The 12,523-nt window shown below is 68.8% G+C and carries 10 protein-coding genes; 9 read left to right on the plus strand and 1 reads right to left on the minus strand.

Annotated features, from left to right (window positions below; all coding sequences use genetic code 11):
- Positions 1 to 218 precede the first annotated feature (218 nt).
- The 9 genes from ilvC to IB230_RS08255 all read left to right on the plus strand — a co-directional run bounded on the left by ilvC (position 219) and on the right by IB230_RS08255 (position 9,512).
- Positions 219 to 1,226, plus strand: coding sequence for a ketol-acid reductoisomerase (gene ilvC, locus IB230_RS08215; protein WP_192270796.1), 1,008 nt, complete (start codon positions 219 to 221; stop codon positions 1,224 to 1,226).
- A complete protein-coding gene (gene ilvG / locus IB230_RS08220) occupies positions 1,223 to 2,971 on the plus strand; it encodes an acetolactate synthase 2 catalytic subunit (protein WP_192270798.1) in 1,749 nt (582 codons plus the stop codon). Before ilvC ends, ilvG begins: the two co-directional genes overlap by 4 nt.
- Positions 2,955 to 3,227 carry an ACT domain-containing protein gene (locus IB230_RS08225; protein WP_192270800.1) on the plus strand — a complete coding sequence of 91 codons (273 nt, stop codon included), beginning with the start codon at positions 2,955 to 2,957 and terminating at the stop codon, positions 3,225 to 3,227. Before ilvG ends, IB230_RS08225 begins: the two co-directional genes overlap by 17 nt.
- A gap of 72 nt (positions 3,228 to 3,299) precedes the next feature.
- Positions 3,300 to 4,436, plus strand: coding sequence for a threonine dehydratase (locus tag IB230_RS08230; RefSeq protein ID WP_192271406.1), 1,137 nt, complete (start codon positions 3,300 to 3,302; stop codon positions 4,434 to 4,436).
- Complete coding sequence (locus IB230_RS08235; RefSeq protein ID WP_192270802.1) at positions 4,433 to 5,983, plus strand: 2-isopropylmalate synthase; 1,551 nt, start codon at positions 4,433 to 4,435, stop codon at positions 5,981 to 5,983. Before IB230_RS08230 ends, IB230_RS08235 begins: the two co-directional genes overlap by 4 nt.
- Before the next feature lie 42 nt (positions 5,984 to 6,025).
- Positions 6,026 to 7,447 (plus strand): 3-isopropylmalate dehydratase large subunit, encoded by a 1,422-nt coding sequence (gene leuC, locus IB230_RS08240; RefSeq protein ID WP_192270804.1) that lies wholly within the window; start codon positions 6,026 to 6,028, stop codon positions 7,445 to 7,447.
- Positions 7,447 to 8,028, plus strand: coding sequence for a 3-isopropylmalate dehydratase small subunit (gene leuD / locus IB230_RS08245; protein WP_192270806.1), 582 nt, complete (start codon positions 7,447 to 7,449; stop codon positions 8,026 to 8,028). Before leuC ends, leuD begins: the two co-directional genes overlap by 1 nt.
- Entirely contained in the window at positions 8,018 to 9,106 is a 1,089-nt protein-coding gene (gene leuB / locus IB230_RS08250) for a 3-isopropylmalate dehydrogenase (RefSeq protein ID WP_192270808.1), read from the plus strand. Before leuD ends, leuB begins: the two co-directional genes overlap by 11 nt.
- Positions 9,107 to 9,179: 73 nt before the next feature.
- Complete coding sequence (locus IB230_RS08255) at positions 9,180 to 9,512, plus strand: hypothetical protein (protein ID WP_192270810.1); 333 nt, start codon at positions 9,180 to 9,182, stop codon at positions 9,510 to 9,512.
- Between the two features lie 27 nt (positions 9,513 to 9,539).
- Here the strand turns inward: IB230_RS08255 and IB230_RS08260 are convergent, their stop codons facing one another.
- Positions 9,540 to 12,506 (minus strand): ligand-binding sensor domain-containing diguanylate cyclase, encoded by a 2,967-nt coding sequence (locus IB230_RS08260; RefSeq protein WP_192270817.1) that lies wholly within the window; start codon positions 12,504 to 12,506, stop codon positions 9,540 to 9,542.
- Positions 12,507 to 12,523: the final 17 nt, after the last annotated feature.

Raw genomic sequence — 12,523 nt, forward strand, 5'->3', positions numbered from 1 at the left:
CGCATGTTGCAACGCCACACGCCCACGATGACCGACCCCACCGCACCCGCTGCGGCGTCCGTCCTTGTACTCGTCCTTATTACCTCGCCCACAACTGCGGGACGGACCGGCGTGTAACAAGCAAGCAACGCCAGATTCGCAAAACCCCGCACTGAGAAGTGCGGGGTTTTTTGTTTAAGAGCCTTTCTTCTCACCTCAACCCTCAGGAACTCCGCACCATGACCACCGCCAACGCTCTCCCGCAACCCAAGATCGCCGTCGTCGGCTACGGCAGCCAGGGCCGCGCGCATGCGCTGAACCTGCGCGACTCCGGTTTCGACGTCACCGTCGGTCTGCGCCCGGGCGGCCCGACCGAAGCGAAGGCACAGGCCGACGGCTTCGTGGTGAAGGCGGTGGCCGACGCGGTGAAGGACGCCGACCTGGTCGCCGTGCTGACCCCGGACATGGTGCAGAAGAAGCTCTACAACGACGTGCTGGCCCCGAACATGAAGCAGGGCGCGGTGCTGCTGTTCGCGCACGGCCTCAACGTCCACTTCGGCATGATCGAACCGCGCGCCGACCTGGACGTGGTGCTGGTCGCACCGAAGGGTCCGGGCGCACTGGTGCGCCGTGAGTACGAAATCGGCCGTGGCGTGCCCTGCATCTACGCCGTGCACCAGGACAAGAGCGGCAAGGCCGAGCAGTTCGCACTGGCCTACGCCGGCGGCCTGGGCGGCGCGCGCGCCAACATCATCAAGACCACCTTCAAGGAAGAGACCGAGACCGACCTGTTCGGCGAGCAGGCCGTGCTGTGCGGCGGCGCCTCCTCGCTGGTGCAGGCCGGCTTCGAGACGCTGGTGGAAGCCGGTTACCAGCCGGAAATCGCCTATTACGAAGTGCTGCACGAACTGAAGCTGATCGTCGACCTGTTCTACGAAGGCGGCATCACCCGCATGCTGGAGTTCATCTCCGAGACCGCGCAGTACGGCGACTTCGTCAGCGGTCCGCGCGTCATCGACGCGTCAGTCAAGGCGCGCATGAAGGACGTGCTGACCGACATCCAGAACGGCACCTTCACCCGCAACTGGCAGGCGGAGTACGACGCCGGCCTGCCGAACTACAAGAAGTTCCAGCAGGCCGACAAGGACCACCCGATCGAGAAGGTCGGCAAGGAACTGCGCGCCAAGATGGTGTGGCTGCAGGCCAACGCCCCGCAAGCGAAGACAGACGAGCAGGCCGCCGCATGAACGCCGCCGCGGCCACTGCCCCACGCAATGGCGCCCGCTGGCTGACCCGCGCCCTGGAAGCCGAGGGCGTGGACACGCTCTTCGGCTACCCGGGCGGCACCATCATGCCGTTCTACGACGCGCTGGTGGATTCCAACTTGAAGCACATCCTGGTGCGGCATGAGCAGGGCGCTGCACTGGCCGCGAACGGGTACGCCCGCGCCAGCGGCAAGGTCGGCGTGTGCGTGGCCACCTCCGGCCCCGGCGCATCGAACCTGGTGACCGGTATCGCCGACGCGATGCTGGACTCGGTGCCGATGGTCTGCCTGACCGGCCAGGTCGCCACCACGCTGATGGGCACCGACGCGTTCCAGGAGCTGGACGTGTTCGGCCTGACCCTGCCGATCGTGAAGCACAGCTTCGTGGCCCGGCGCGTGGACGACCTGCCGGAGATGGTCCGCGAAGCGTTCCGCATCGCGCGCGAAGGCCGACCCGGCCCGGTGCTGATCGACCTGCCGAAGGATGTGCAGATGTCGGATGCCTCGCATCTGCCCGATCACGTGCCGGCCAGCGTCGATCCGGTGCCGGCACCGGAGGAGGCGAAGCTGGCAGATGCACTGGCTGCCATCGCCGGTGCGGAGAAGCCGGTGATCTACGGCGGCGGCGGCATCGGTCTGGCCGATGCGGTGGATGCGTTCCGCCAGTTTGTCGACGCCACCAGGATCCCCACCGTGCTGACCCTGCGCGGTCTGGGTGCCCTGCCCGCCGCCCATCCGCATTACCTGGGCATGCTGGGCATGCACGGCACGCGGGCCGCGAACATGGCGGTGCAGGAATCCGACCTGCTGATCGTGGTGGGTGCACGGTTCGACGACCGCGCCACCGGCAAGCTGGCCGAGTTCGCCCCGTTCGCCCGCGTGCTGCACATCGACGCCGATGCCTACGAGATCGGCAAGCTGCGCACCGCCGACATCGCGGTCCCGGGCGACGTCGCCGCCAGCCTGAAGGCGCTGGGCGCCGCGCGCAGCACCTGTGATGAATGGCGCAAGCGCTGCGTGGGCAACCGCGAGCGTTTCGGCTTCCGTTACGACGCACCCGGCACCGACATCTACGCGCCCGGCCTGCTGAAGCGGCTGAGCGAAGTGGCACCGGCCGACACGATCATCGCCTGCGACGTGGGTCAGCATCAGATGTGGGTGGCGCAGCACTGCAAGTTCACCCATCCGCGCAACCACCTGACCAGCGGCGCGCTGGGCACGATGGGCTTCGGCCTGCCGGCCGCGATGGGCGCGCAATTCGCCTGTCCCGACCGCACCGTCGTCCTGGTCAATGGCGACGGCGGCTTCATGATGAACGTGCAGGAGTTGGCGACCATCGCCCGCTGCAAGCTGCCGGTGAAGATCGTGCTGATCGACAACAGCGCGCTGGGCATGGTGCGGCAGTGGCAGGAACTGTTCTTCGCCGAGCGCTACAGCGAGATCGATCTGTCCGACAACCCGGACTTCGCGGCGCTGGCGCGCGTGTTCGGTATTCCGGCCCACCACATCAGCCTGCGCGATGAAGTCGAGGGCGCCTTGGCCGACCTGCTGGCCCAACCCGGTCCCGCCCTGCTGCACGTCACCATCGACATCAAGGCGAATGTCTGGCCGCTGGTGCCGCCGAACCACGCCAACAGTTCGATGCTGGATGCCAATCCTGCGAAACCATCCGCCGAGCCGGCCATCGCGGCCGACGGCCCGGAGAACAAGAATGCGTTACCGGCTTGAACTCAAGCTCAAACCTGCCGAGGGCGCACTGGTGCGCGTGCTGGGCATGATCGAGCGCCGTGGCTTCCCACCCCATGCGGTGCACGCCACCCATGACAGCGAAGGCCACTGGGCGCTGGCGCTGGTGATCGACAGCACCCGCGCGCCGGAGACCCTGCGCCAGCAGTTGCTGAAGATCTACGATGTGGAGGAACTGTCCTTCAGCGCCGTGCAGGAGCTGAGCCGGGATAGCCGCCACCAGGACCGCGCCGCATGAAGGCCGCACCCGCCAGCGCGGATGTTGCGGTCAGGAGGCGTCTTCTTCGAGATCAGCCGTTCGCGTGCCGCGATGCCTGATGCCGGCCGCGCCTCCGCCAGCAACGAGCCCGACGTAGGCGACGTCGTCGTCACCGTGGCCGACGTGCTGGCGGCGCAGGCGCGGCTGCGTCGTTATCTGCCGCCGACGCCGTTGCACCACGCCGAGCGCTTCGGCGTGATGCTGAAGCTGGAAAACCTGCAGCGCACCGGATCGTACAAGGTCCGCGGCGCACTGAACGCCCTGCTGGCGGCGCGTGAGCGCGGCGACCATCGCCCGGTCATCGCGGCTTCCGCCGGCAACCACGCGCAGGGCCTGGCCTGGGCCGCCTACCGCCTGGGCGTGCAAGCCATCACGGTGATGCCGCATGGTGCGCCGGAGACGAAGATCGCCGGTGTTGCCCACTGGGGCGCCACGGTGCGCCAGCACGGCAACAGCTACGACGAGGCATTCGCCTTCGCGAAGGAACTGGCCGAACAGAACGGCTACCGTTTCCTGTCCGCCTTCGACGATCCGGACGTGATCGCAGGCCAGGGCACGGTCGGCATCGAGATCGCCCCGCACGCGCCGGACGTGGTGATCGTGCCCATCGGCGGGGGCGGCCTGGCCTCCGGCGTCGCACTGGCGCTGAAGTCGCAGGGCGTCCGCGTCGTCGGCGCGCAGGTCGAAGGCGTGGATTCGATGATCCGTGCGATGAAGGGCGACGTCTCGCCCGTCGATCCCGTCGCGTCGCTGGCCGATGGCGTGCGCGTCAAGGTGCCCGGCTTCATCACACGCCGCCTATGCACGCAGCTGCTGGACGACGTGGTCACCGTGCGCGAGGCCGAGCTGCGCGAGACACTGGTGCGGCTGGCGTTGGAAGAGAACCTGATCGCCGAAGGTGCCGGCGCCCTGGCGCTGGCCGCCGGTCGCCGCGTGGCGGGCAAGCGCAAGTGCGCGGTGGTGTCAGGCGGTAACATTGACGCCACCGTCCTGGCGCAGCTGCTGTCCGACGTGCGCCCCCGGCCGCCGCGCAAGCCGCGCCGACGCGCCGCCGAGGGCGAGCCTGCGCTTGCCACCGGCCGCGGCAGTACGCGCGCGGCCACCCCGAAATCCCCCATCAAGACCGGCGCGCGCCGTATCGCGGTCGTCGCCCCGGAAACAGAAGTACACGAGGAATCCATCTGGTGAACACGACCATTCCCACCCCCGCGCAGATCCGAATTTTCGACACCACGCTGCGCGATGGCGAACAGTCCCCCGGCTGCAGCATGACGCCGCAGCAGAAGCTGGTGATGGCCCGCGGTCTCGCCGACCTGGGCGTGGACATCATCGAGACCGGCTTCCCGGCCAGCTCACAGTCCGACCGCGAAGCGCATGCGCTGATCGCCCGTGATCTGCGCGACACCACGCTCGCGGTGCTGTCGCGCTGCCTGCCCGGCGACATCGAGACCTCGCTGCGCACGCTGTCGGCCTCCGCGAAGCCGCGCCTGCACCTGTTCCTGTCGACCAGCCCGCTGCACCGCGAGCACAAGCTCCGCATGAGCCGCGAGCAGGTGCTGCAGTCGATCGACACGCACGTGCGGCTGGCGCGCGGTCATGTCGACGAGATCGAGTTTTCGGCCGAAGACGCGACCCGCACCGAAGAGGACTTCCTGCACCAGGCCATCGCCACGGCCATCGCCGCCGGGGCCACCACCATCAACCTGCCGGACACCGTGGGCTTCACCACGCCCGAGGAGATCCGCGCCATGTTCGAGCGCGCGATCGCCAAGGTGCCGGGCGCCGGCAACGTCGTCTTCAGTGCGCACTGCCACAACGACTTGGGCCTGGCCGTGGCCAACTCGCTGGCCGCGATCGAAGGCGGTGCGCGGCAGGTCGAAGGTTCGATCAACGGTATCGGCGAGCGCGCGGGCAACTGCGCCATCGAAGAGCTGGTGATGGCGCTGAAGGTACGCAACGCCTTCTACAACCTGGACACGCGCATCGACACGCGCCGCATCGTGCCGACGTCGCAACTGCTGTCGCGCCTGGTCGGCATGCCGGTGCAGCGCAACAAGGCCATCGTCGGCGCCAATGCCTTCGCCCACGAGTCCGGCATCCACCAGCACGGCATGCTGCGCCACCGCGGCACCTACGAGATCATGCAGCCGCAGGACGTGGGCTGGCCGTCGTCGCAGATGGTGCTGGGCCGCCACAGCGGCCGCGCCGCGGTCGAGCAGCGCCTGCGCGCGCTGGGTTACTGGCTGGAAGAGGACGAGCTGAAGCTGGTGTTCGAGCAGTTCAAGGCGCTGTGCGAGAAGCAGCGCGTAGTCGGCGACGCCGACCTGCAGGAGTTGATGCAGGACGCCGCGGTGAGCGACGGCTACCGCCTGGCGTCGATGACCATCAGCGACGTCGGCAGCCGCGCGAACGCGCTGGTCGAACTGTCCGATCCCGACGGCAACCGCGTCTCCGAGACCGCACAGGGCAACGGCCCGGTCGATGCGCTGTTCAGCGCACTGGCCGCCGCCACCGGCGTGCAACTGCAACTGGAAAGCTACCAGGTGCACAGCGTGGGCATCGGCGCGGACGCACGCGGCGAAGCCAGCCTCTCGGTGCGCTGCGACGGCGAGGAGTACGAAGGCACCGGCACCAGCAAGGACATCATCGAAGCCAGCGCGCTGGCCTGGCTGGACGTGGCCAACCGCCTGCTGCGCCAGCGCCGCATCGAACAACAGGAAGCGGCCGCGGCTTGAGCCGCGTGCCACATCCCTTTCCCACGTAGCTCCGGATTCCGCATGACCGCGCCACGCACCCTGTTCGACAAACTGTGGGATGCCCACGTCGTCGTCCCCGAGACCGACACCGCTCCCGCCGTGCTGTATATCGACCTGCACCTGATCCACGAGGTCACTTCGCCGCAGGCCTTCACCGAGCTCGCCGCGCGCGGGCTGTCGCCACGCCGCCCGGACCGCACCAAGGCGACGATGGACCACTCCACGCCGACCCTGCCCGCCGGTCCCGACGGCAAGCTGCCGTACTACACCCAGGCTGCGGAAACGCAGGTCGAGACGCTGGCGCGCAACTGCGCCGCGCACGGCATCGAGCTGTTCGACATGGCCTCGCCGAACCGCGGCATCGTCCACGTCATCGCACCGGAACAGGGCTTCACCCTGCCCGGCATGACCATCGTGTGCGGCGACAGCCACACCAGCACGCATGGCGCGTTCGGTTCGCTGGCGTTCGGCATCGGCACCAGCGAGGTCGGCCACGTGCTCGCCACGCAGTGCCTGCTGCAGCGCAAGCCGAAGACCATGGCGATCACCGTCGACGGTGCGGTCGCGCCGGGCGTCGGCGCCAAGGACATCGTGCTGCACGTGATCGGGGTGATCGGCGTGAACGGCGGCACCGGCCATGTCATCGAGTTCCGGGGCAGCGCCATCGAGGCGCTCGACATGGAGCAGCGCATGACCCTGTGCAACATGTCGATCGAAGCCGGCGCACGCGCCGGCATGGTGGCGCCCGACCAGACCACGTTCGACTGGGTCGCCAACACGCCACGCGGACCGAAAGGCGAGGCCTTCGAAACTGCCATCGCCTACTGGAAGACCCTGCGCAGCGAGGACGGCGCGACATTCGACGCTGAGGTACGCATCGATGCCGCCGACATCCGCCCGACGCTGACCTGGGGCACGCATCCTGGCACCGCGATCGCGGTGGACGCACCGATTCCCGCGCCGGTCGACGCCGCCGCGCAGAAGGGCCTGGACTACATGCACCTGAGTGCCGGCAGCGCGCTGGAAGGCACCCCCGTCGACGTGGTGTTCGTCGGCTCCTGCACCAACGGCCGCCTGCGCGACATGCGCGAAGTGGCGCAGGTGCTGCGCGGCCGCAAGGTCGCCGCAGGCGTGCGCATGCTGGTGGTGCCGGGCTCGGAGATCGTCAAGCGCGAAGCCGAGGCCGAAGGCATCGACCAGGTCGTGCGCGACGCCGGTGCCGAATGGCGCGAACCGGGCTGTTCGATGTGCATCGCGATGAACGGCGATCTGGTGGCGCCGGGCCAGCTGGCGGTGAGCACCAGCAACCGCAACTTCGAAGGGCGCCAGGGTCCCGGCGCGCGCACGCTGCTGGCCTCGCCGCTGACGGCGGCATGGGCCGCGGTGAACGGACGCGTCAGCGATCCGCGTGACCTGTTCGACGACCAGAAGGCGGTGGCGTGATGGCCGGGTTCAACGAAGTGCGCTCGAAGAGCGTGGTGCTGGCGCAGACCAACATCGACACCGACCAGATCATCCCCGCGCGTTTCCTATCGACGACCGAGCGCGCCGGCCTGGGCAAGAACGCGTTCAACGACTGGCGCTGGCAGGCCGACGGCGCGCCGAACCCGGCGTTCCCGTTCAACCAGCCGGAGAACGCCGGCCGCAAGATCCTGTTGGCCGGCCGCAACTTCGGCTGCGGCTCCTCCCGCGAGCACGCGCCGTGGGCGCTGACCGATCTGGGCCTGCGCGCCATCGTCAGCAGCGAGATCGCCGACATCTTCCGCAACAACAGCCTGAAGAACGGGCTGGTGCCCGTCGTGCTGCCGGAAGAGGCGGTGCAGTCGCTGATGCAGCGGCCGGACGACGAACTGGTCGTCGACGTCGCTGCCAAGGAACTGCGCACGCCGGGCGGCGCCGTCTTCTCCTTCCCGCTCGACGCCTTCGCGCAGACCTGCCTGTTGCAGGGCGTCGACGAACTGGGCTACCTGCTGGCCCGCCACACCGACATCGAACGCTACGAGGCCACCCGCCATGCACGCTGATATCGCCGTACTGCCCGGGGACGGCATCGGTCCCGAAGTCACCGCCGCCGCCGTCACCGTGCTGCGCACCCTGGCACGCCGCCACGGCCACACCTTCGATTTCCACGAGTACGACATCGGCGGCATCGCCATCGACCGGCACGGCGAACCGCTGCCGCAAGCCACGCTGCAGGGCTGCCAGCAGGCGAACGCGGTGCTGCTGGGCGCGGTGGGTGGCCCGAAGTGGTCGGACCCTAACGCGAAAGTGCGTCCGGAACAGGGCCTGCTGGCGCTGCGCAAGGGCCTGGGCCTGTTCGCCAATCTGCGCCCGGTGCGCCCGCATCCTGCCGCGCTGAACGCGTCGCCGATCAAGCCGCACCTGCTGACCGGCGTGGACATCGTGGTCGTGCGCGAACTCACCGGCGGCATCTACTTCGGCGAGAAGACCCGCGATGCGCGCGGCGCCAGCGACCTGTGCAGCTACAGCGTCACCGAGATCGAGCGCGTCGTGCGCAGCGCGTTCAAGCTGGCGCGCCAGCGTCGCAGCCAGCTGGTATCGGTCGACAAGGCCAACGTGCTGGAGACCTCGCGCCTGTGGCGCGACGTCGCCACCCGCATCGGCCGCGAGGAGTTCCCCGACGTGAAGCTGGAACACCAGCTGGTCGATTCGATGGCGATGCACCTGCTCGCCAAGCCGCGTGAGTACGACGTGATCGTCACCGAGAACATGTTCGGGGACATCCTCACCGACGAGGCCTCGATGCTGGCCGGCTCGCTGGGCCTGCTGCCGTCGGCCTCGCTGGGCGACGGCAAGGTCGGCCTGTACGAGCCGATCCACGGCTCGGCGCCGGACATCGCCGGCAAGGGAGTCGCCAATCCCTACGCGACGATCCTGAGCTGTGCACTGCTGCTGCGCCATTCGCTGGGCCTGCACGAGGAAGCGGACTGCATCGAGCGCGCCGTCGATGGTGCGCTCAACGCACAAGTGTTCACCAACGACCTCGCGACGGCCGGCCGCGGCGTGTCCACGCAAGTCGCGACGCAGGCCGTGCTGGAGCAGATGCAGGCACGCTGCTACGTGGCGGAGCTGCGCGACTGAGGCGTGCGTGACCTGATCGCGGCATCCCCTGCGTTGACTCGGATGCAGGGGATGCACGCACAGGACAGGCACGATGCCCACGACGCAGATCGAGAAGTACCACGTCATCTATTCCGCCAACACGTTCCGCCGCCGCATCGGCCTGATGGCCGGTGGCGCCTACATCGGCCAGCTGGTGTTCCATGCCAACGGTGCGGCGCTGCCCGCCGACGGCCTCAACGGCACGCAGCCGCAGCTGAACTACCACCTGGACGACTTCCAGAACTGCATCGACCTGCTGCGCAACGAGAAGCCGGTCTACCTGCTGTACAACGGCAGTGGCGGCGGCTTCGAGAATGCGTTGACGACCGATCCGGAAACCGTGGGTGAAGGCGAAACCGGCGGACTCCGTTTCGCAGGCCGCTGACCACGGTGCCACGTCGACGCAGATGCGTCAGCCGGATACCAGGCGATTGCGCCCCTGCTGCTTCGCCTTGTACAGGCGCTCGTCCGCGACACGCAGCAGGTCGCGCAGATCCTGGCCGGCCTCCAGTTCCGCCACGCCGATGCTGACCGTGCAATGCAGGGTATCGCCGTCCGGCGTTTCGATGCCTGCACGGGCGATACCCTCGCGCAGCGTCTCCAGGCGCGCGCGCGACGTCGACCGGGGCAACTGCTGGCACACCAGGAACTCCTCGCCGCCGTAGCGTGCGATCAGCACGCCCTCCACGCCACCCGCCAACTGTTCCGCCAGCGCGGCGATCTGCGACAGCACATCATCGCCGAAGGCATGGCCGTAGCGGTCGTTGACCCCCTTGAAATGGTCGATGTCGATCAGCGCGACGGACAACGGACGTCCTTCGCGACGGCTGACCTCCAGGGCTTCGGCGAGGAAGGCGTCGCCGGCACGCCGGTTGGCGAGCCGGGTCAGCGGATCGTGGCGCGCCTGGTGTGCCAGCTGCTTGAGCAACCGCGCATTCGCCTCGCCGGCCTGCTCCAGCTGCGCGTTCTTGTCGCTCAGTTCCGACGTGCGCGCGTCCACCAGCGCCTCCAGCCGCCGCTGGCGATGCCGCTGGCGACGCAGCGCGAGCAACAGCACGGCCCACCCCACCAGACCCAGCACCACGGCGTACAGGACCAGCGCCCACGCCTGCAACCACCACGGCGATGCCTTTTCGAATTCGACGGTCCGCATCACCAGGTTTTCCGGCTTGCTCCAGTCCGCCGGCGCATTCATCACCTGCACCTCGAAGCGCAGCTTGCCCGGCGGCAGGTTGGTGTAGACCGCATCGTGGGCGATGCCGTTGTCGGTCTCGATCCATCCGCGGTCGAATCCGACCATCCGGTAGCGGTAGCGCAGGCGCTCGGGGGCGCGCTGGTTGAGGCCGGTGAAGCGGATCACCACGCGCCGGGTGTCCGCCCGCAACGCCTGGCGTTGCTGCAGGGGCAACACGCGACCGTCCGCCTCGACCGATTCGACCACCAGCGTGACGCCCTGCGTGCGCTGGCGCCGCGCGTCGTCGGGATCGATCACGCCGATGCCGTTCGCCGTGGCGAACCACAGCTTGCCGTCGCGCATCAGCCAGCCCGCAGGCGAGGTCGCCCCGTTGGCCTGGCTGCTGGGCAGACCGTCCGCATGGGTGAAGGCCTCCACCGGCAGGCGCGCGAGGTGGCCGTTCTCCACGGCCGTCAGCGCCGCGCGCGAGATGCGGAAGACGCCGCGGTTGCTCGATGTCCAGAAATCGCCGTTGTCGTCTTCCAGCAGACGGAACAGGCGGTTGTTCGGCAGGCCCTGGCGATGGTCGAACTGCACGAAGCGGCCGTCGCGCCAGTGCAGCAGGCCGCGGTCGGACGCGATCCACAGACTGCCGTCGGGATCGCCGAGGAAGTCGAACGCCGCCACGGCGGGGAACTCCGACATCGGCGGCCAGTGCCGCACCGAGCCGTCGCGGCGCACGACCGCCATGCCGTTGCTGGTGCCTATCCACAAGGCTCCCTGCGCCGTTTCGTACAGCATGTACACGTTGCCATCCGGCAAGCCGTCCTTCGCGCCCAGGGTGCGCACGATGCGACCATCGCGATACACGCTCACGCCCTCGTTGCTGCCGATCCACAACGAACCGTCGGCGCGTTCCAGCAATGCGCGCACATGGTTGGAGGGCAATCCGTCCGTCTCGTCGAGGCGCGAGGGCCGGAACTGTCCGTCCGCCGAGGCGACGGGCAGGTGGATCACGCCCTGGTCGTAGGTGCCGATCCACAGTCCGCCGTCGCGCGCATTGGCCATCGACAGGACGGAAGGATCCGTCTTGCCGTCGAACGCCAACGGCACGGCGCGGGCCTGACCGGCCTGCCAGACATCGATGCCCATGGGATGTCCGATCCATACCCCCTGGCCGGGCCGCTCGATGATCGCGCGCACATAGATGTCGCGCAGGCCGCTGCTGCGCGTCAGGCCGAACACCGGTCCGTCGGACACGCGGTACAGGCCATTGGTGGTGCCGACCCACAGCAGACCGTCGCGGTCCTCGAACAGCGCCGGCGCCAGCCGGCCCATCAGGCCGTTGCGCTCGCCCAGGGTTTCGTAGCGTCCCTGGGCGTACCGGCGCAGGCCGTCGAGGGTGGAGATCCACAGGTTCCCGTGGCGGTCCTCCAGCATGGCTTCGACGCGCTCGCCGGTGAGCGGTTCGGCACGCCCGTGTTCCAGCCGCCACGCCCCGGCGCTGCCACCGACCAGGATCCCGCCCCAGCGCGACGCCTGGATGGCCAGCACGGAGGTCTCGGGCATGCCTGTTGCGCGTCCCCATTCGCTGGCGCGGCCATCCTCGATCCGGAACAGCCCATGCCGGTTGCCGACCAGCGCATTGCCGTCCGGAAGCGGCAGGATCGCCAGCACGCGTTCGTTGGCCAGGCGCGCGTGCGTGTTGCCGATCTCCTGCAACCGGCCATTGCTGTCCAACCGGAACACGCTGTGGTCGGTTCCGATCCACAGCGCGCCGTCGGGCCCGAAACGGAGCACCGATACGTCCGCCAGCGTGCCGGCCTGTCCGGGCAGGCGCTGCCAGCGCCCCTGGTGAAAACGCAGTACGCCCGGGCCCACACGTCCCAGGCTCAGCACCATGCCACCGTGCGGATGCGGCGTGATGGCACGCACGCCTTCGATTTCGAGTCCCTGCGCGCTGCCGGCGTCGTAAGGCGTGAAGCGGCGGCCGTCGAAACGCGCCGCGCCCTCCCAGGTGCCTGCCCAGAGGTAACCGTCGGCGTCCTGGCTGATGGTGTGCACCAGGTTGTGCGGCAGCCCGTCTTCCATCGTCCAGCGCGCGATGGTGTATTCGTCCACCTTGCGTGCAGGGTCCAGCGCCCACGCGGGCGCGCCGACGAGCAGGACCAGCAGGCACAGGCTGGTGGTGAACAGGCGGCGCACGGCGGGCACGGAGTCCG

The sequence above is a fragment of the Pseudoxanthomonas sp. PXM01 genome, from assembly GCF_014851815.1.
Classification (GTDB): Bacteria; Pseudomonadota; Gammaproteobacteria; order Xanthomonadales; family Xanthomonadaceae; genus Pseudoxanthomonas_A.